Below are 19,178 nucleotides of genomic sequence, written 5' to 3' on the forward strand. Positions count from 1 at the left end.
AGGATTAGCTCAGCTGGGAGAGCATCTGCCTTACAAGCAGAGGGTCGGCGGTTCGATCCCGTCATCCTCCACCAAGTTTTTTTACGCAAGTAAAAAAACCAAAGGTTTTTGCGTCAGCAAAATATCTTTCCATGAACTGCTTTCATTACGCAGTATTCATCACAAGTATATACGCCGGTGTAGCTCAACTGGTAGAGCAACTGACTTGTAATCAGTAGGTTGGGGGTTCAAGTCCTCTTGCCGGCACCATTTTTTTTTAGCTGGAGGGGTAGCGAAGTGGCTAAACGCGGCGGACTGTAAATCCGCTCCTTCGGGTTCGGCAGTTCGAATCTGCCCCCCTCCACCATTGTATATTCAAGTGTAAAATGGACATCCTATAAATGTCCCTTTTTTATGCCATTAAAGTAATTATTGGGCTATAGCCAAGCGGTAAGGCATCGCACTTTGACTGCGACATGCGTTGGTTCGAATCCAGCTAGCCCAGCCATTACGAGCCATTAGCTCAGTTGGTAGAGCATCTGACTTTTAATCAGAGGGTCGAAGGTTCGAATCCTTCATGGCTCATCACACATTTTCTCACATCGCAAGGTGTGGGAATTTCTCTATAATCTAAAACATATGGGGCCTTAGCTCAGCTGGGAGAGCGCCTGCTTTGCACGCAGGAGGTCAGCGGTTCGATCCCGCTAGGCTCCACCAAGATTTTTTGCGAGAGCAAAATAATTAGATTTTTTGCGAGAGCAAAATAATCTTCATTGATTTTTTTTTGCAAAAGCAAAATATCTATCCGCTTACGAAGCGTCAGCGGAGTAAAGTAACCATACATACGACATGATTAAACCTTGAATCTTTTAGGAGATTTGAGGTTTTTTTGTTTGTGGTAGACAAGTAGGTACAAAAATCGTCTTATCCTCAGGAAAATCATTTCAAATTTCCCACATTTGTTTTCAAATCTAAGATTTTATTTTTCAATCGCTTTTTACCACGGACCGCCATCCACAATCAATTTTACACTAGCACTTTCTTCTAAAACCCGCCTACATAATCTTACACCAATCCACAGAAAACCCCTCTACACACGCATATATATACACAATCCTGTCCAGTTGAACCATGGCTCATAGTATGGATAGAATAGAGATGTAAATAAATTTCGAATTGGGGGAATTTTTCATGAAGAAAAATATTTCTATTATTGGTGTACCGATGGATTTAGGGCAAATGCGTAGAGGCGTGGATATGGGGCCGAGTGCGATCCGTTACGCCGGGATTGTTGAGCGTCTTGAGAACCTTGGATATGACATTAAAGACTTGGGTGATATCGAGATTGGCCAGGCTGAGCGAGTACATAATAATCCTGATACGAATCTGCGTAATTTGAAAGCGGTTGCTGAAGCTAGCGAGACGTTGGCTGGTAAGGTGAACGATGTAATCGGGAGTGGAGATTTCCCATTAATCTTTGGCGGAGACCACAGTATTGCGATCGGAACATTGGCTGGTGTGTCTCCTCACTATGAAAACCTAGGTGTGATTTGGTATGATGCACACGGTGATTTGAATACAGGGGATACGTCTCCGTCAGGGAACATCCATGGAATGCCTCTTGCGGTAAGCCTGGGCATCGGCCATGAAGAGTTGACAGGTATCGGGCAGAGTTCACCAAAGATCAAGCCTGAGAATATTGTCATTATTGGAGCTCGTTCTTTAGATGAAGGAGAAAGAGAGTTAATTAAAGAAAAAGGCATTAAAGTATATACGATGCATGAAATCGATCGCCTTGGTATGACGAAGGTAATGGAAGAGTCCATTGACTACTTGAAGGACAGAACGGATGGAGTCCATTTATCACTTGATTTAGATGGATTGGATCCAAGCGATGCTCCTGGGGTAGGAACTCCTGTTCTTGGTGGAATAAGCTACCGTGAGAGTCACTTAGCGATGGAGATGCTGGAAGAGTCAGGATTGATTACATCTGCAGAATTTGTTGAGGTAAATCCTATCCTCGATGAGAAGAATAAAACGGCTACTGTTGCTGTAGCGTTGATGGGATCACTATTTGGAGAAAAATTACTATAATCTAAAGCAAAAAAATAAGGCTGGGAACCCTTCAAGGTTCTCAGCCTTCATCTATTTCCCTTCAATAGTGCTTGACCACTTGGTATTGATTCAATAGATCGTCAAGACGAGTACTCAAATCGACTACTTGCTCGTCGGCAAAGGATGACTTTAATGCTAGTTCGACCATTTGGCGACGGCAGTCTTCAATTTGAAATAATAAATCATTCATCTTTCCCCTCATTTCGAGATCCTCCCACAATAGAAATAATTAGTTCCTTTATACCCTTTTTCTAATAATTGTAAACATTTTTCCTGGAAAATTTGTTAGGATAGTAATATAAAAAATTTGAAACCTTTTGATAGGAAGTTACGTATATAAATATAGCCGCATAGAGCGGAGGTTGTGAAATGGAAGCGTTAGTGAAAAAGCGGATTAAGCAAGTATTGAAAGGTGATCAGAACGCCTTTGCCGAATTAGTCGAGCTTTATAAGGATAAAGTGTTCCAAATCTGCTACCGGATGCTTGGAAATCGTCATGAAGCAGAGGATATTGCCCAAGAGGCTTTTATCAGGGCATATGTCAATATTGAAACCTTTAATCAGAAGAGAAAGTTTTCGACCTGGCTATTCAGGATAGCGACGAATCTTTGTATCGACAGGATCCGTAAGAAGAAACCGGATTATTTCTTAGATGCTGAGGTAGCGGGGACTGAGGGATTGACGATGTACTCGCAAGTGGCTGCGGATGTTCAGTTGCCGGAAGAAGAAGTGGAGAATATGGAGCTTCAGGAAACCATTCAGAAGGAAATTTCCAAGTTGCCCGAGAAGTATCGGTCGGTCATTGTTTTAAAATATATCGAGGAGCTTCCTCTTCAAGAAATCAGCGAGATATTGGATCTACCCCTGGGAACGGTTAAAACGAGAGTACATAGGGGGCGTGAAGCTCTCCGTAAACAATTAAGATCACTGTAGAGAGGGTGAGTGAATATGAAACCTTGTCCTGAAGAAATCATCGAGTATATGCACGATTATTTAGATGGAGATTTAAATAGAGAAAAAGAAGAAATGCTGAAGCATCATTTACAGGAATGCAGTGAGTGTCAGCATCATTTTCATGAGCTGAAAAAAGCGATTGCGTTTGTACAGAGCACGTCTCATATTAGTGCTTCTGCAGACTTTACGGATAAAGTCATGTCAAGATTGCCGAAAGAGAAGAAGAAAGTGGGCGTTGAGAGGTGGTTCCGCCACCATCCGCTACTTACGGCTGCGGCCCTATTCCTTTTCTTTATGACCGGCAGCTTCTTAACTTCATGGAATGACGATCAGGATTTTTCATTTACAAAGAATGCGAAGTTAGTGGTTCAGGATCATACGGTTGTGGTGCCTGAGGGGGAAGTCGTGAATGGAGATCTGACGGTCCGGAATGGTGATGTGAAAATTGAAGGAAAAGTAACGGGGAATGTCACGGTCATTAACGGAAAGCAGTATCTGGCTTCAGCGGGAAGCGTGACTGGAGAAATCCATGAAATCGATGCGGCCTTTGGGTGGCTTTGGTACCAGATCAAAAAAGGGGCTAAAGACACGGTGGATTGGGGAAATTCGCAACTTGAAGAAAAGTAGGATAAAATAGAGGGGATGGAAGTAAGGTCCGTCCCTAAGAAGGACTGACATGTATGAATCCATGTCGGTTTTTTTATGTATAAACGTGAGTTCATGAATAGAAGAGAAAGAATCATGAAGCCGTGGGTGTCTTTCATTTGACAGTAATAAAATATGCTATAATAGGAACGTTACGAAAATGGAGAAGCCACACATGGCGGCTTACGCTTTCGATTAAGCTATTGGAGGATGTAATATGCCGTTTATCGATATTTTTTCGGATTACTCCGCGCTGGATTATGTCTCGGATATAGTAGATATACTCGTAGTATGGTTTGTAATCTATAAACTGATCATGCTGATAAAAGGAACGAAAGCAGTACAATTATTAAAAGGTATTTTTGTCATTATCATTGTAAGAGGACTTAGTAGTATCTTTGGATTGGATACACTGGGGTGGATGATGGAGCAAGCCCTCACTTGGGGGTTCCTGGCGATTATCATCATCTTCCAGCCAGAACTCCGCAGAGCCCTTGAACAATTGGGAAGGGGCCGTTTATTCTCAAGGACGGGGCTGCAGGAAGAAGAAGAGCAGGAGCAGATGATCGAAGCAATGACGAAAGCCGTAAGCTATATGGCAAAACGTCGAATTGGTGCCCTCCTTACTCTCGAACGGGAAACAGGGATGAGTGATTATATTGAAACAGGTATCCCACTCGATGCCAAGATTACGTCCCAGTTGCTCATTAATATCTTTATTCCCAATACGCCTCTTCATGATGGAGCTGTTATCCTTCAAAAGAATCAAATTGCTGCAGCGGCTTGTTATCTTCCCTTATCGGAAAGCCCGTTCATTTCGAAAGAATTGGGAACAAGACACCGGGCAGCACTTGGTGTCAGTGAGGTAACAGATAGTATTACGATTGTGGTATCAGAAGAAACGGGAGCTATCTCCATTACAAAAAATGGAGAGTTACATCGCGACCTCTCTTTGGAGCGCTTCACAGAAATTCTTATGGTAGAGCTCATTGGCGATAAGACAAATGCTTCCTCGACGAAATGGAGTTTTAGGGGGAAGAAAGAAAATGGATAAATTCATGGAAAGTCGTTGGTTCATGCGAATTGTGGGGCTGATGTTAGCATTCATTCTCTATCTGTCCGTCAACTTTGATGATATTCAGAAGACGGCTAACAACAATAACGGCAACTCTCAAGATGCGATTGAAACGATCCAGGACGTCCCGCTTGAAGTTTTCTATGATCGTGAGAATTTAGAAGTGAGCGGCTTGCCTGATACGGTGAATGTGACTGTAGAAGGATCTAAAGCGATTGTGCAACAAGCCAAACAAGTGAAGGATTTCAGGGTCTATGTAGACTTAAATGAGATCGGTATCGGTGAGCATCAGGTGAAAATAAAGATAGATAATATTTCTGAAAAACTCGATGTGAAACTCGATCCAGATACTGTCAATATATCGGTTCAAGAAAAGGTAACCGAAGAATTTGCGATTGAACCTCAATTCAATGAGAGTATTTTATCCAATGGATATGAAGCAGAAGGACTGGCTGTCGATCCGAAAACGGTGAAAGTGACGGGCTCTAAGGATGAAGTGGAACGGATTGCCTATGTCATAGCCACCCTTGATCTTGATGAGGAAATCAATGAGAATGTGACAAGGGAAGCCAGGGTGCAAGTCTTAGACCGTGAGTATAATAAATTAGATGTTCAAATTGATCCGGAAGTGGTCGATGTGACCGTTTCGGTTGTAAACAAAAGTAAGAGTGTACCCGTGACGATTAAGCAAAAAGGCAGTCTTCCAGAAGGGACGACGCTGGAGTCGATTTCAATTGATCCTAAAGAGGCAACCATTTTCGGCAGACAGGATGTACTGGACACAGTAGAAGAGCTGCTTGCAGAAATAGACCTTTCTAAGATTACGAAGGATTCAACCATTACGGTACCACTCGCCCTGCAAGATGGCTTAAATAAAGTGGCTCCTGAAGAAGTTAAGGTGAAGGTTGATGTCAACACAACCGAGGAAAAGAGCCTATCAGGTCTTGAAATCACCCCACAAGGATTAGCCGAAGAATATGAATATACCATCATGTCACCTGAAGAAGGTGTCGTCGATGTAGCGATGAAAGGTCAGAATGCACAGGTGAGCAAAGTGACGAAAGAAGACTTCTCACTTGCTCTTGATCTTTCAGGGCTCGAGCCCGGTGAACATGAGGTGGAAATAGAGGCAGAAGGACCGGAAGATATTGAATGGACCCTGTCTCAGCAAACAGTGAAAGTAGAAATTAAAGAAAAGAACACATCAGCATAAGAGCTGTAAAAAGGAGAGAATGACAATGGGTAAGTATTTTGGAACTGATGGAGTAAGAGGTGTAGCGAACACAGAATTAACACCGGAATTAGCATTTAAGCTTGGACGTTTTGGTGGTTATGTTCTGACAAAGGATGCTACGCGCCCCAAAATATTGATTGGAAGAGATACTCGAATTTCCGGACATATGCTGGAAGGAGCTCTTGTAGCCGGACTTCTATCAATTGGTGCTGAAGTGATGCGCTTAGGTGTCATTTCAACTCCAGGGGTAGCTTACTTAACAAAAGCGTTAGGGGCTCAAGCTGGTGTCATGATTTCAGCTTCTCATAATCCTGTAGGGGATAACGGAATTAAATTCTTCGGACCGGATGGTTTCAAGTTATCGGATGACCAGGAAAATGAAATTGAAGATCTATTAGATCAAACAGTTGATCAGCTTCCTCGTCCAATTGGTGCTGATTTAGGACAAGTAAGTGACTATTTCGAAGGCGGACAAAAATATCTGCAGTATTTAAAGCAGTCAGTAGACGAAGATTTCGATGGTTTACATATTGCGTTAGATTGTGCACATGGTGCAACATCCGCTCTGGCTACTCATCTGTTTGCTGATTTGGACGCTGACATCTCGACGATGGGAGCATCACCAAACGGGTTGAACATCAATGAAGGAGTTGGATCTACCCACCCTGAAACACTTGCTGAGATGGTGAAAGAAAAAGGGGCAGACCTGGGGCTTGCCTTTGATGGTGATGGGGACCGTATTATCGCAATCGATGAGCATGGACAAATCGTCGATGGTGACCAGATCATGTACATCTGCGGTAAATACTTGAAGTCACAAGGTCAGTTAAAACAGTCTACAGTCGTATCTACAGTCATGAGTAATCTTGGCTTCCATAAAGGGCTTGAAGAGAATGGGATCCAAAGCATTCAAACGGCGGTTGGAGATCGTTATGTAGTGGAAGAAATGAAGAAACACGGCTATACTCTTGGCGGTGAGCAATCAGGCCACATCATCTTCCTGGAGTACAATACAACAGGAGACGGTCTGTTAACGGGTATCCAACTTGTAAACATTATGAAAATGACGGATAAATCATTATCTGAACTAGCGGGAGAAATGCAAAAGTTCCCACAAAAACTTGTGAATGTACGAGTGACAGACAAGCACCATGTAACGGATAATGAAACGGTTAAAAAAGTGATTCAAAAGGTTGAAGAAGAAATGAACGGAAATGGCCGTATCCTTGTTCGTCCTTCTGGAACGGAGCCGTTAGTGCGTGTGATGGCAGAAGCTCCTACTGAAGAACTTTGTGATCGATATGTAAATGAAATCGTACAAGTTGTTGATGAAGAAATGGGTCTGAACGAATAGTGGAATTAATATGCATAAGGGGTCAATACGTGCCTCTTATGCATATTTAATAAAGAGAGTGCTTTTGAGTATCATCGAACCACCGTTCTGAAAACCCAAGTTGATCCTTAAGGGTTTAACACTGCTCTGTTTCGGGAACATGACAATGGGATAACAACTTCTTGTTCTTGTAAGATTTATATTGACTAAGGGAAACATGCTAGTGTATGATGATTTTGTTTTCGTTTTCAAATTATATGGAAATGAGTCAAGAAGGAAAGGTGGATAGTAAGTAATCATCCTTATAAAGCGCCAGGGCTAAACGATGGATACGGCAAGGATCGTTTAGTTGACGAGGTGGAGGTTTATCGAGCATTCGGCGGATGCCTCCCGGTTCGCATGTGTCACCGGACCGAAAGTTTCTTCCTTAAATCGTTGAGGCAACTTAATGGACAAAGGGAAGAAAGAAGTGGCTAATGTAAATACTAATGACAAACAGAGATAAGGGGGCAAGTTGTCCCCAAAAGAGTACTTGCCCCCTTGCATGTTCAGGGAGGATATATTAATTATGTGTGGAATTGTTGGATATATTGGAAATTCAGATACAAAGGAAATTCTTTTAAAAGGTCTTGAAAAGCTTGAGTACCGCGGTTATGACTCTGCAGGTATTGCCGTTCAAAATGATGAAGGCATCCATGTGTTTAAAGAGAAGGGTCGTATTGCCGACCTTCGCGGTATCGTTGATGAGAGTGTATCAAGCAACACAGGAATCGGTCACACCCGTTGGGCTACCCACGGTGTACCAAGCAAGGTGAATGCTCACCCTCATCAAAGCAATTCAGGCCGTTTTACAATCGTTCATAACGGAGTAATCGAAAATTACTCTCAACTTAAGCGAGAATATTTAACGGAAGTAACGTTCAAGAGTGACACGGATACGGAAGTTATCGTTCAGCTGATTGATAAGATTGTAGAAGAAGGAAACACGGTAGAGGAAGCTTTCCGTCAAACGCTCATGCTTCTTAAAGGTTCTTATGCCATTGCTCTTCTAGACGCTGAAAATGATGAGACAATCTTTGTAGCGAAAAACAAAAGTCCACTGCTTGTTGGTCTTGGAGAAGACTTTAACGTTGTAGCAAGTGATGCTATGGCGATGATTCAAGTAACAGACCAATACGTTGAGCTTATGGATAAAGAAATGGTCATCGTAACGAAAGAAAAGGTTGAAATTCAAAATCTGATCGGTGAAGTAATGGAACGTGCTCCTTACACCGCTGAAATCGATGCGAGTGATATCGAAAAAGGAACATACCCTCACTATATGCTTAAAGAAATCGATGAGCAGCCACTAGTGATGCGTAAAATCATTCAAGCTTACCAAAACGAGAGCAACGAGCTTCACATCGATGAGCCGATCGTCGGCGCGATGAAAGAAGCGGACCGTGTCTACATCATTGCATGTGGAACGAGCTACCACGCTGGTCTTGTTGGAAAGCAATTCATCGAGAAGAGTGCAGGAATTCCTGTAGAAGTTCATGTAGCAAGCGAATTCAGCTACAATATGCCATTGCTTTCTCAGAAACCATTATTTATCTTTATTTCTCAAAGTGGTGAAACGGCAGATAGTCGTGCCGTACTGGTTCAAGTCAAAGAGCTTGGTCATAAATCATTAACGATCACAAACGTAGCGGGTTCTACGCTGTCCCGAGAAGCGGATTACACATTGCTTCTTCATGCAGGACCTGAAATCGCTGTAGCTTCAACTAAAGCGTACACAGCTCAGCTGGCAGTACTTGCGATCCTTGCACACGTTGCAGGGCAGGCATGTGGAAACAACCAGGACTTTGACCTTGTTCAAGAGCTTGGTATTGTTGCCACTGCGATGGAAGCACTTTGCGATACGAAAGAAGAGTTTGAAGATATCGCACGCGAATATCTGTCAACGACTCGCAACTGTTTCTTCATCGGCCGCTCATTGGACTTCTATGTAGGTCTGGAAGGCGCATTGAAGTTGAAAGAAATCTCTTACATCCAGGCAGAAGGATTTGCCGGAGGAGAGCTTAAACACGGTACGATCGCTCTGATTGAAGAAGGAACACCGATCGTTGCCCTTGCAACTCAAGAAGAAGTGAACCTAGGCATCAGAGGAAATGTGAAAGAGGTAGTCGCTCGTGGAGCAAACCCTTGTATCATTTCCATGAAAGGCTTAGAAGACGAAGAAGATCGCTTCGTCATCCCGGAGGTTAACCCATTGTTAACACCTCTTATCTCTGTCATCCCATTACAATTAATTTCTTACTATGCTGCCCTGCATCGCGATTGTGATGTAGATAAGCCGCGTAACCTGGCAAAGTCGGTTACGGTTGAGTAAGTAGTAAAATTCATAATGAAAAACCTCTACCAATGACGGTAGAGGTTTTTCATTATGAATTTTTTGTAGCAGCTTATTATAAGAATTACTTTAGTTAAAAGAGATATATGAAGTGATTTTTAACTATAGAGAAAAAAGTTCTTAAATAATACTTTTCTTGAGCTCAGTGTTATTTGATATGTTTCTTAGTTTTTTGTTGTTAATCCCTATTCCGATTTTCCCTATAATATATGAACCAAACTCATACTTATTTAGGAGGATTGTACAAACTATGGGACCAAAAATCCCAATAAATGTAGCAACTAAAATATAGGAAACTAAGTTTGTTATCGAATAATTATTTGTGAAAAGCTTTTCAATAATTAATTGGAAAAATGGATGTAATAAATATATACCAAAAGAATATTGACTTATTTTAACTAGGAAATTTGGTATTTCTTTTAATTTCATACCGATATAAAAAAAGAAGAATGCTAAAGTAATTGTATAAAAAATGATATCAATTCTTTTAGATTGTATATATGTTAATGAGCCACTATAACATAAAATTAAAACGATTAAGCTGGTAAATGCAGGTGATGATAAAACTAACCCTTTATATTTATTTAACTCAATCTTAAACCGATCAAGGTTACCTCCACAGTAAAAGGCCAATGTAAAGTACCCAATCCAGGCGAAGAAAAGTAGATGAAATGGGAATTTCGGACTTGGTTCAATAAAGTTAAAGTATGTAAGGTAAGAAAAATTAACCAATATAGAGAAGGCTATAACTACTTTAGTTGAAAATCTGCCTTCTACATATTTTTTGAATAAAATGTGTAAAAAATAGAATTGGAAAATAATAATAACAAAGTATCCATGAAAGTAACCCAAAATAAACTGCTGATAAAGCGTAGTAAGAAAGAATTCAATTGAAAAAGTTTTATTTTGAAGAGTAACTATCAAACTACTTAGTATCCCAATTATTAGATAAGGGATAAGTATGTACTTAAAACGTTTAACAAAGAAACCTTTTGGCACCTTATTTTTATATGAATTTGCTAAAATAAATTCAGAAATAAATACAAACATAGGGGTACCAAACATTAGTAAAATTTGTATGACAAAAAGGATATTGTTAATTTCCATATACTCAGGTACTTTACGAATTCCGTAGTTAGCAAATACTGAATTAATTGAATGAATTATTACAACTGCTAAACAAGCTAACCCTCTCAATAAGAATATCTCTTTTACAATGTGTTTTGACATACGCGTCTCCCCCCAGAACCATACCTTCATTGTAAAATTGATAAAAGGTTATTGTTCTTAATATAATTTTACTTCGTTCTTTATTAAGGATATTATATTTTATAAGTATAGTCTATACTTTTTATAGAATTTGAATTTTTTTCTCGATTTTTGTATGTTTTCTAAATGAATAGCTTATTTTGTTTATTCAATTGGTGGAGTTACCTTTAACATAAAGTCAAGGACAAAGAACATAAGTATACAAATGTGATATCGAAGTATATATAATGAGTCAATGGTCATATTAATTTATAAAATATGTATTGACATGTTCTTTATACAGAACTAGAATGGAAGAAGAATAGATTTAATGTAGAAAAAATAGGTATAATAGCTCGGATGATAATTTTTTCAAAACGGCTTTTCTTGCATAGAATTTTTTTTGGTCCTGTTGTTCGTTATAAAGAATTAAGCATTCTCTTATAAGTGTTTCTCAAAATAACTTCAATAAAGGTGGTTTCCATGGGAAGTTCTAAACAACCGAATTATATTGTGAACAATGTCGCTAGAGAAATAAACTTAAAGGAATATTATGAGGTCATTAAAAAAAGAGCTTGGCTTATTATCCTGATCACATTTGTAACCACTGTAGCAGGCTATTTTTACAACTCCTATACACAAACCAACCTCTATGAATCATCAACACGGGTGATCATTGGTTCAGACAGCGGAAACATGAGTACGTTAATGGTTATGATAAAGGACCCGATCATTATGGAGAAGGTCAGAAATGAATTGAATCTTTCTCGATCTCCGGAAGGAATAGCCAATCAAATTACGGTGGCTCAAATTGATGATTCGCAAGTAATAAAAATCTCAGCCATTGATGCCAATCCTAAAGTTGCCATGGCAATTGTGAATTCGACAGCCAAACTTTTTAAGAGTGAAATCGCTACTATTTTGGATTTCAAAGAGGTTCAATTATTATCTGAAGCGAAAGAAAATCCATATCCGATCAATCCACCAGGGAACCGGATCACGATCATTGCTTTTGTCTTAGGAATGATTACAGCTATCGGACTGGTGTTCCTATTAGATTCCCTGGATCAGACAATTAAAACGAATAAGGATATCGAAGAATACTTGGATATTACCGTTCTTGGCAAGGTGTCCAATATGAATAAGAAGAAGTTTGTTATAAAGCGGAAATCTCAACCTGAAATGGAGTTAAGGGGTGACACAGTTGGCATTAAATAGGAAGAAACAATTAAGTAAGACGAAAAGAAGACATCTCGTCACTTATTCCCATCCAGAATCGATTATTTCTGAACAGTTTCGCGAAATTAGAACGAATATGAAATTCATCAATAAAAGTGAGAACAAAATCTTCCTCATCACATCACCCAAGGATGGGGAAGGGAAGTCAACCATGGTTGCCAACTTAGCCGTTTCCATGGCACAACAGAAAGAAAAGATACTAGTGATCGATGCCAACTTGAGGGAGCCGATTATTCATTCGATCTTTAAAATTCCGAATGAAAAGGGACTGACGAATGTATTGACTGGCCATGCAGCGTTAGAGGAAGCACTGTATCAAACTGAGGTTAGTCGATTAGAAGTATTAACAAGCGGATCTCATTCCTTTAACCCTGCTGAACTATTAGAAACGAAAAGGATGAAGGAACTTCTTAAGTCACTGACTGATTTATATGATGTTGTGCTAATCGATGCTCCCTCTGCGATAAAGTCGACAGAGACGAGAGTGATTGCGAATCAATGTGATGGAGTGGTGTTAGTCCTGCATAAAGGAAAGACTGAAATTGAACAAGCGATAGAAACGAAAAAAGTGTTGGAGCTAGCTCATGCTAAGATAGTTGGGGCTATTTTAAATGAAGGATAAAAAATTTTAATCTGGATGTTCGTTATTAAGAATTTAGAGTGCGTTAAAGGTTAATATCTATTGGTGATGTCTCCTTACCGTTATCCATGGAGGCACTCGGTCATGCTGTGGGTTGAATAAACCTTAGACGCTAAGTCGTCGATGGTGTGGTGTGAGGATGGGTTGGATGCCCGCATTTTTAATGTTTTTATGTAGGAAATCTTTTTCGAAAGATAGAGTACATAAGGACATTAATTGAAAAAAGGAGATGTTATGAAGACATGATTCAATTAGATGAGCAGCTGAAATCGATTAAGAAAGCGATCAGGTACATAAAGCAGGATGCCTCGAAGGAACAGCTGGAAGAAATCAGAAAGCTATTGGATTACGCTATATATAAGAGAATGAGAGTTCTTGACCCGAATAATAACAAAGCAACGAACTAAGGAAAGGAGGCATAGTATGACATATCGACAGAGATTATCCCTATTTATTCTAGTAGATTCACTTATTGTCCTGACCGCTGTCTTCGTTAGCAAAATGCTGACCAGCTCCACTATCCAGGTCATAACCCTTCCTGTTATCATCAGCTCTATCACAATGCTCATAAGCCATCAAATCTTTTCACTTAAGTTAAATCTTTATAAGAAAGCCTGGGAATATGCAAGCATAGGGGAATTATTAATCATTTTTAAAGTAGTAAGCTATTCGGTTCTTTCAGGAGCGATCATCCAACAAGTAGCCCTGCAGGAGATCCAATTCAGACTTCTTGCCGTTACTTGGATGCTTCACTTAATGCTCATTGGAGGTTCAAGATTTGTATGGAGAGTCTACCGTGATACCTTTATATCCAAGGTAGATAATCGAAAACGGACATTAGTGGTGGGAGCCGGGGCTGCCGGCACGATGGTAGCGAGACAACTTCTTAAAAATGATGGGGATCTGGTCCCGGTTGCATTCATTGATGACAATATTAGAAAGCAGAAACTGGACATATTAGGAATTCCAGTAGTTGGAGGGGTAGATCGTATTGAAAAAGCGGTAGCCCAATATGATATCGAACATATCATTATTGCTATTCCCTCTCTTAGCAAACAAGAGCTGAATACAATCTTTCAGGAATGCTTGAAAACCAAAGCGAAGACTCAAACCCTTCCGATGCTGGAGGATTTGATTACAGGGAAAATATCGGTCAATCAATTCCGTGATGTACAGGTAGAGGACTTATTAGGCAGAGATACAGTGGAAATCGATATGTCCAGCATCACTGAATATGTAACAAACAAAGTGGTCCTTGTATCAGGTGCAGGAGGCTCTATAGGTTCTGAAATCTCCCGTCAAATATCTCAATTCAATCCGAAACAATTAATCCTTCTTGGACATGGGGAAAACAGTATCTATTCCATTGAGATGGAGCTGAAAGAAGTATTTGCCGGAAAGGGTATTGAATTCATCCCTGTCATTGCGGATCTCCAGGATGAGAAGAAGATGATTCAAGTGATGAATGAACACACTCCGGATGTCGTCTATCATGCAGCGGCCCATAAGCATGTACCTCTCATGGAGCGAAATCCAGAAGAAGCTGTCAAAAATAATCTTATCGGTACAACAAATATAGCCAAAGCGGCAAGCTGGAGCGGAGTCAAAACCTTTGTCATGATTTCCTCCGACAAGGCGGTGAATCCGACAAGTGTCATGGGTGCGACGAAACGATTGTCTGAAATGGTCATTCAAAGCATGGACCAAACAAGTTCAACGCGTTTTGTCGCCGTTCGATTTGGAAATGTATTAGGCAGCAGGGGGAGCGTCATCCCTTTATTCAAGAAACAGATTGAAAAAGGTGGACCCGTTACGGTTACCCATCCCGATATGGTCAGGTACTTCATGACCATTCCTGAAGCATCAAGACTTGTCATTCAAGCAGGGGCCCTAGCTCAAGGCGGGGAAATCTTCGTATTGGACATGGGAGAACCGGTGAAAATAGTCGATTTGGCCAAAAATCTGATCAAACTCTCAGGTCATTCCATTGAGGAAGTTGGACTGAAGTTTACAGGGATGAGGCCAGGGGAGAAGCTATACGAAGAACTTCTGAAGGATGAAGAGATCCACGAAGAACAAATCTACCCGAACATCTATATAGGAAAAACCGCACATCTTTATTTAGAAGAAATCGATGAAATTATTGAAACCTTTCATGATATGGATAGAGGTACACTGAGAGGAAAATTAGTTACTTTAGCCAATACAAAAGAATTAATCGAACCAAAGCCAGTCATGTCTATATCAAGCTAATAGGAGTGAGAATCAATGAAGGTAAGAAAAGCAATCATCCCTGCTGCTGGACTTGGAACAAGATTTCTTCCAGCAACGAAAGCCATGCCAAAGGAAATGCTGCCGATTGTAGATAAGCCAACGATTCAATACATAATCGAAGAAGCCATTGAGTCGGGAATTGAAGATATCATCATCGTCACTGGAAAAGGAAAGAGAGCCATCGAGGATCATTTTGATCATTCCTTTGAGCTCGAACAGAATCTGCTTGATAAAGGTAAATTTGAATTGCTATCTGAAGTTCAAAAGTCTTCTAAACTAGTAGACATCCACTATATTCGCCAGAAGGAACCAAAAGGATTAGGTCATGCCATCTGGTGCGCCCGCAAATTTGTGGGGGACGAACCATTCGCCGTCTTACTTGGCGATGACATCGTCAGAGCTGAAACCCCTTGCCTTAAACAAATGATCAGTCAATACAATCGATACCAATCTTCTATTCTGGGAGTTCAAACCGTGAATGAAGAAGAAGTATCCCGGTACGGGATTGTAGACTCTAATCAAATCGGAGATCGGTTCTATGGGGTGAACGGACTTGTGGAAAAACCGGCTAGAGAAGAAGCTCCTTCAAATCTGGCCATTATGGGGCGGTATATCCTTAGCCCCCGAATCTTTGATGTGCTGGAAACTCAGCCACCTGGAGCGGGAGGGGAAATCCAGCTGACGGATGCCATTGCCGAACTGAACAAGCACGAAGCGGTGTACGCCTATGACTTTGAGGGAACTCGTTATGATGTGGGGGAGAAGATGGGCTTTATTCAAACCACCATTGAATTCGCGTTACAGCGGGACGATTTAAAAGACAATTTGTTGGATTATCTTTCAACCGTCATGGATCGGGAATTAGCAAAGAAAGTGAAATAAGGTGATGGAAATGGTTAATTCGATCCTGTTTTGTGCAACCGTCGACTACCACTTTAAAGCCTTTCATTTACCCTATATGAAATGGTTCAAGGAACAAGGCTGGGACGTTCATGTTGCAGCCAGTGGTGAAATCGAGCTTCCATATGTAGATAGAAAGTTCACCATTCCAATAGAGCGTTCACCGTTCTCTTTGAAAAACATGACAGCCTATAGGGAGTTAAAAGATATTATTAATGGAAATCAGTATAGGATCATCCATTGCCACACACCCATGGGTGGAGTGCTTGCCCGACTAGCGGCTCGTGGGGCAAGAAAGAGTGGTACAAAGGTAATCTATACGGCACATGGATTTCATTTTTGTAAAGGTGCCCCCATCCAAAACTGGATGCTTTATTATCCTATTGAAAAGATGTTGTCACGCTATACAGACTGTCTCATTACGATTAACGAAGAAGACTACACGTTAGCAAAACAACATTTCAATGTTCCGATCATCGAGCATGTTCATGGAGTGGGCGTAAACACAGAAATCTTTAAGCCGATTCCTGAATGTGAAAAAGCTGCGAGAAAAAAGTCATTTGGTTATGAACCGGATGACTTTTTATTATTTTATGCTGCCGAATTCAACGAGAATAAAAACCAACAAATGCTGATTAAATCGTTAGCATTCATCAAAGAAGAGGTTCCAAATGCTAAGCTGTTGCTTGCAGGAGAAGGAACCCTGCAGGCTCCATGCAAGGAACTGGCAAATAGGTTAGAAGTTGAACACATGGTCCATTTTCTGGGATTTCGAAAGGATATACCTGAACTCCTTCCAATGTGCGATGTGGCGGTTGCATCAAGTCTGCGTGAAGGACTTCCGGTAAATATGATGGAAGCAATGGCTTGTGGGTTGCCAATAGTGGCAAGTTTGAATCGCGGACATCGGGAGTTGGTGAAGGAGCATCACAATGGTTGGGTTGTATCCTCAACAGACGTTGAAGGCTTTACGAATAAGCTTAAACTCCTTGCCGCGTCAGAAGACATCAGAAGGCAAATGGGAATGACCGGAAGAGGCATGGTTGAGAGTACATTTAGTGTCCAACAAATAATAAATGAAAAAAGTCGAGTTTACCAATCTTATATGAAAGAAAAGGAGGTGGAGAAATGGGCAGTCCATTAAGAGTTCTGCATGTGGTCGTGAATATGAACCGGGGCGGAGCAGAGACACTGATTATGAATCTGTACCGGAATATCGATCGAACGAAGGTTCAATTCGATTTTTTAACATGTAAAGAAGGTGTTTTCGATTCTGAAATTCTTGAGATGGGCGGAAAGATTCATAGGATTTCCTACGTGACAGAAGTTGGGCACTCAGGGTATGTGGAGGAATTGGATATGTTCTTTAAGGAACACTCATCTTATCAGATTGTTCACTCACATCTGGATAAGATGAGTGGATTGGTGTTGAGGGCTGCCAAGAAAGCGGATGTTCCTGTGAGAATTGCTCATAGTCATAATACTCAAAGTGAGGGAGGCGCAGGGGCTAAGTTTTATAAATGGTTAGTCGGCCAGCAGATAAAACGGAGTGCTACTCACTTGTTTGCTTGTTCAAATGCTGCCTCTGAGTGGTTATTCGGAAATCAGGCAGATAAAGCACACCTTATAAAAAACGGAATCGAGTTCGAAAAATTTCAATTTTCCTTCTATATTCGAAATCAGGTTAGAGCTGAACTTCAACTAAATAACGACACGCTGGTTTTAGGTCACGTTGGAAGGTTTTGTGAACAAAAAAATCATATGTTTTTACTCGAAACCTTTGCCGAGATTCACAAAAGAGTGCCTGATTCGAAATTAGTTCTAGTAGGGGACGGACCTTTAAAAGGGAAAATAAAAGATAAAATAAGAAACCTGAATTTACAACACGCTGTTTTGGTTCTGGGCGTGAGGGATGATATCCCTTTATTACTCCAAGCATTTGATGCTTTCTTATTCCCATCTTTTCACGAGGGTCTTCCAGTGACACTGATTGAAGCACAAGGTGCAGGATTGCCTTGTTATATTTCAGAAACGATTACAGAAGAAGTAGATATGGGAAATGGTTTAGTTCGTTTCTTACCCATTACAAATATGAAGGTTTGGGTGGAACAGATATTAGATAGTGAAAATACACAATTAGCAAGGAATGTCTCTCATGCTGCCTTTACTCTTAAAGGTTATGACATTCGTAAAACAGCACAAGATACTGAGAGATCATACATAACGCTGGGAGGGAAAACGGGATGAAGCAATTAACGGTCTTCACTCCAACCTATAACCGGGCGTATTGTCTGGGTCAGTGTTATGAAAGTCTTAAAAGGCAAACGAATAAAAATTTCACATGGATGATCATTGATGACGGGTCAACGGATCATACAAATGAACTAGTGGCGAAATGGGTGAAGGAAGAACAAGTTCACATTATCTATCACTGGCAGGAAAATCAGGGCATGCATGGAGCTCACAATACTGCCTACCAGTTAATACATACAGAGCTTAACGTATGTATAGATTCTGATGATTATATGCCAGATGATGCGGTTGAAAAGATCCTATCATTTTGGAATGATCATGGAAGTTCTAAAGTAAGTGGAATGATTGGATTAGATGCCTATCATGATGGGGGTGTCATCGGAACAAAGTTACCAGACACAATCGGCTCTTCCACCCTATTTGATTTATATAATAAATACGGAGTAACAGGGGATAAAAAATTAGTCTACCGTACAGAGTTAACGAAGAAATACCCTTATCCAATCTTTCATCAGGAAAAATATGTCGGTCTTGCCTATAAGTATTACATGCTTGATAAGGAATATAAAATGCTCCTGATGAATGAAGTGATCTGCCGTGTGGAATATTTAGCTGACGGATCTTCCGTCAATATGTTGAATCAGTATCGGAAGAATCCGAAAGGATTTTCCTTTTATAGGAAGGAACTGATGAAACTGCCATTCGCCAGTACTACATTTAAATTTAGGCAGGCGATTCATTATGTTTCAAGCAGTTTAATCAGTCGGAATTGGAATTTTATGAGTGAGACGCCTGATAAACGATTAACATTATTGGCACTCCCCTTTGGAATCACCCTATATCTCTACATTAATCAGAAAACAAAAATAGCATGAATTGATTTTCTTTTGAAAGGAT

The 19,178-nt window shown here is 40.5% G+C and carries 17 protein-coding genes and 5 tRNA genes; 20 read left to right on the plus strand and 2 right to left on the minus strand.

All coding sequences use genetic code 11. The annotated features are described in order from the left end of the window. The first annotated feature begins 173 nt into the window (after positions 1-173). The 6 genes from DET59_RS13355 (at position 174) to rocF (ending at position 2,073) form a co-directional block, all read left to right on the plus strand. Positions 174-249: transfer RNA gene (locus tag DET59_RS13355), tRNA-Thr, on the plus strand. A gap of 13 nt (positions 250-262) precedes the next feature. Then, positions 263-346, plus strand: a tRNA-Tyr gene (locus DET59_RS13360). Positions 347-412: 66 nt separating this feature from the next. Further along, positions 413-487 (plus strand) — tRNA-Gln (locus tag DET59_RS13365). 4 nt (positions 488-491) lie between these two features. Next, a tRNA-Lys gene (locus DET59_RS13370) sits at positions 492-564 on the plus strand. A gap of 56 nt (positions 565-620) precedes the next feature. Then, positions 621-696: transfer RNA gene (locus tag DET59_RS13375), tRNA-Ala, on the plus strand. 474 nt (positions 697-1,170) lie between these two features. Next, the gene (gene rocF / locus DET59_RS13380; RefSeq protein WP_113970156.1) at positions 1,171-2,073 is read left to right on the plus strand and encodes an arginase; all 903 of its coding nucleotides are present in this window, start codon (positions 1,171-1,173) and stop codon (positions 2,071-2,073) included. A gap of 61 nt (positions 2,074-2,134) precedes the next feature. Here rocF and DET59_RS13385 read toward each other — a convergent pair whose 3' ends face one another. Further along, a complete protein-coding gene (locus tag DET59_RS13385; RefSeq protein WP_113970157.1) occupies positions 2,135-2,296 on the minus strand; it encodes an aspartyl-phosphate phosphatase Spo0E family protein in 162 nt (53 codons plus the stop codon). A gap of 167 nt (positions 2,297-2,463) precedes the next feature. Between DET59_RS13385 and sigW the strand changes: the two genes are divergently transcribed. From sigW to glmS, 6 genes are all read left to right on the plus strand, one after another. Then, complete coding sequence (gene sigW / locus DET59_RS13390; protein ID WP_113970158.1) at positions 2,464-3,027, plus strand: RNA polymerase sigma factor SigW; 564 nt, start codon at positions 2,464-2,466, stop codon at positions 3,025-3,027. A 15-nt stretch (positions 3,028-3,042) separates the two neighbouring features. Then, positions 3,043-3,675: an anti-sigma factor family protein gene (locus DET59_RS13395; protein WP_113970159.1), complete on the plus strand. Its 633-nt coding sequence runs from the start codon at positions 3,043-3,045 to the stop codon at positions 3,673-3,675. A gap of 235 nt (positions 3,676-3,910) precedes the next feature. Then, the gene (gene cdaA, locus DET59_RS13400; RefSeq protein WP_113970160.1) at positions 3,911-4,747 is read left to right on the plus strand and encodes a diadenylate cyclase CdaA; all 837 of its coding nucleotides are present in this window, start codon (positions 3,911-3,913) and stop codon (positions 4,745-4,747) included. Continuing rightward, the gene (locus DET59_RS13405) at positions 4,740-5,981 is read left to right on the plus strand and encodes a CdaR family protein (RefSeq protein WP_181778153.1); all 1,242 of its coding nucleotides are present in this window, start codon (positions 4,740-4,742) and stop codon (positions 5,979-5,981) included. The genes cdaA and DET59_RS13405 overlap by 8 nt, the downstream gene beginning before the upstream one ends. 25 nt (positions 5,982-6,006) lie before the next feature. Next, complete coding sequence (gene glmM / locus DET59_RS13410; protein WP_113970162.1) at positions 6,007-7,356, plus strand: phosphoglucosamine mutase; 1,350 nt, start codon at positions 6,007-6,009, stop codon at positions 7,354-7,356. 547 nt (positions 7,357-7,903) lie between these two features. Next, the gene (glmS, locus tag DET59_RS13415; protein WP_113970163.1) at positions 7,904-9,706 is read left to right on the plus strand and encodes a glutamine--fructose-6-phosphate transaminase (isomerizing); all 1,803 of its coding nucleotides are present in this window, start codon (positions 7,904-7,906) and stop codon (positions 9,704-9,706) included. A 141-nt stretch (positions 9,707-9,847) separates the two neighbouring features. Here the strand turns inward: glmS and DET59_RS13420 are convergent, their stop codons facing one another. Next, positions 9,848-10,957 carry an acyltransferase family protein gene (locus tag DET59_RS13420; RefSeq protein WP_181778154.1) on the minus strand — a complete coding sequence of 370 codons (1,110 nt, stop codon included), beginning with the start codon at positions 10,955-10,957 and terminating at the stop codon, positions 9,848-9,850. Positions 10,958-11,458: 501 nt separating this feature from the next. On the opposite strand from DET59_RS13420, the gene DET59_RS13425 reads away from it, so the two are divergent. The 8 genes from DET59_RS13425 (at position 11,459) to DET59_RS13455 (ending at position 19,156) form a co-directional block, all read left to right on the plus strand. After that, positions 11,459-12,193, plus strand: a complete 735-nt coding sequence (locus DET59_RS13425) for a YveK family protein (protein WP_113970165.1) — start codon at positions 11,459-11,461, stop codon at positions 12,191-12,193. Beyond that, positions 12,180-12,836: a CpsD/CapB family tyrosine-protein kinase gene (locus tag DET59_RS13430; protein ID WP_113970166.1), complete on the plus strand. Its 657-nt coding sequence runs from the start codon at positions 12,180-12,182 to the stop codon at positions 12,834-12,836. Before DET59_RS13425 ends, DET59_RS13430 begins: the two co-directional genes overlap by 14 nt. Before the next feature lie 260 nt (positions 12,837-13,096). Further along, complete coding sequence (locus DET59_RS21685) at positions 13,097-13,261, plus strand: hypothetical protein (protein WP_181778155.1); 165 nt, start codon at positions 13,097-13,099, stop codon at positions 13,259-13,261. 16 nt (positions 13,262-13,277) lie between these two features. Beyond that, positions 13,278-15,107, plus strand: coding sequence for a polysaccharide biosynthesis protein (locus tag DET59_RS13435; protein ID WP_113970167.1), 1,830 nt, complete (start codon positions 13,278-13,280; stop codon positions 15,105-15,107). A gap of 15 nt (positions 15,108-15,122) precedes the next feature. After that, the gene (gene galU / locus DET59_RS13440) at positions 15,123-16,010 is read left to right on the plus strand and encodes a UTP--glucose-1-phosphate uridylyltransferase GalU (RefSeq protein ID WP_113970168.1); all 888 of its coding nucleotides are present in this window, start codon (positions 15,123-15,125) and stop codon (positions 16,008-16,010) included. Positions 16,011-16,020: 10 nt separating this feature from the next. Then, positions 16,021-17,172: a glycosyltransferase family 4 protein gene (locus DET59_RS13445; protein ID WP_113970169.1), complete on the plus strand. Its 1,152-nt coding sequence runs from the start codon at positions 16,021-16,023 to the stop codon at positions 17,170-17,172. Beyond that, a complete protein-coding gene (locus DET59_RS13450; protein WP_113970170.1) occupies positions 17,157-18,275 on the plus strand; it encodes a glycosyltransferase family 1 protein in 1,119 nt (372 codons plus the stop codon). The genes DET59_RS13445 and DET59_RS13450 overlap by 16 nt, the downstream gene beginning before the upstream one ends. Next, positions 18,272-19,156, plus strand: coding sequence for a glycosyltransferase family 2 protein (locus tag DET59_RS13455; RefSeq protein ID WP_113970171.1), 885 nt, complete (start codon positions 18,272-18,274; stop codon positions 19,154-19,156). The genes DET59_RS13450 and DET59_RS13455 overlap by 4 nt, the downstream gene beginning before the upstream one ends. Positions 19,157-19,178 lie beyond the last annotated feature (22 nt).

The organism is Rossellomorea aquimaris, from assembly GCF_003315075.1.
GTDB lineage: Bacteria > Bacillota > Bacilli > Bacillales > Bacillaceae_B > Rossellomorea > Rossellomorea aquimaris_C.

Coding starts and splice junctions, on each gene's coding strand:
- DET59_RS13425 (WP_113970165.1), top strand. CDS start 11,459: ATGGGAAGTTCTAAACAACCGAATTATATTGTGAACAATGTCGCTAGA.
- galU (WP_113970168.1), top strand. CDS start 15,123: ATGAAGGTAAGAAAAGCAATCATCCCTGCTGCTGGACTTGGAACAAGA.
- glmS (WP_113970163.1), top strand. CDS start 7,904: ATGTGTGGAATTGTTGGATATATTGGAAATTCAGATACAAAGGAAATT.
- DET59_RS13450 (WP_113970170.1), top strand. CDS start 17,157: ATGGGCAGTCCATTAAGAGTTCTGCATGTGGTCGTGAATATGAACCGG.
- DET59_RS13455 (WP_113970171.1), top strand. CDS start 18,272: ATGAAGCAATTAACGGTCTTCACTCCAACCTATAACCGGGCGTATTGT.
- DET59_RS13445 (WP_113970169.1), top strand. CDS start 16,021: ATGGTTAATTCGATCCTGTTTTGTGCAACCGTCGACTACCACTTTAAA.
- DET59_RS13435 (WP_113970167.1), top strand. CDS start 13,278: ATGACATATCGACAGAGATTATCCCTATTTATTCTAGTAGATTCACTT.
- rocF (WP_113970156.1), top strand. CDS start 1,171: ATGAAGAAAAATATTTCTATTATTGGTGTACCGATGGATTTAGGGCAA.
- DET59_RS21685 (WP_181778155.1), top strand. CDS start 13,097: ATGATTCAATTAGATGAGCAGCTGAAATCGATTAAGAAAGCGATCAGG.
- sigW (WP_113970158.1), top strand. CDS start 2,464: ATGGAAGCGTTAGTGAAAAAGCGGATTAAGCAAGTATTGAAAGGTGAT.
- DET59_RS13385 (WP_113970157.1), bottom strand. CDS start 2,296: ATGAGGGGAAAGATGAATGATTTATTATTTCAAATTGAAGACTGCCGT.
- DET59_RS13405 (WP_181778153.1), top strand. CDS start 4,740: ATGGATAAATTCATGGAAAGTCGTTGGTTCATGCGAATTGTGGGGCTG.
- DET59_RS13395 (WP_113970159.1), top strand. CDS start 3,043: ATGAAACCTTGTCCTGAAGAAATCATCGAGTATATGCACGATTATTTA.
- DET59_RS13420 (WP_181778154.1), bottom strand. CDS start 10,957: ATGTCAAAACACATTGTAAAAGAGATATTCTTATTGAGAGGGTTAGCT.
- cdaA (WP_113970160.1), top strand. CDS start 3,911: ATGCCGTTTATCGATATTTTTTCGGATTACTCCGCGCTGGATTATGTC.
- glmM (WP_113970162.1), top strand. CDS start 6,007: ATGGGTAAGTATTTTGGAACTGATGGAGTAAGAGGTGTAGCGAACACA.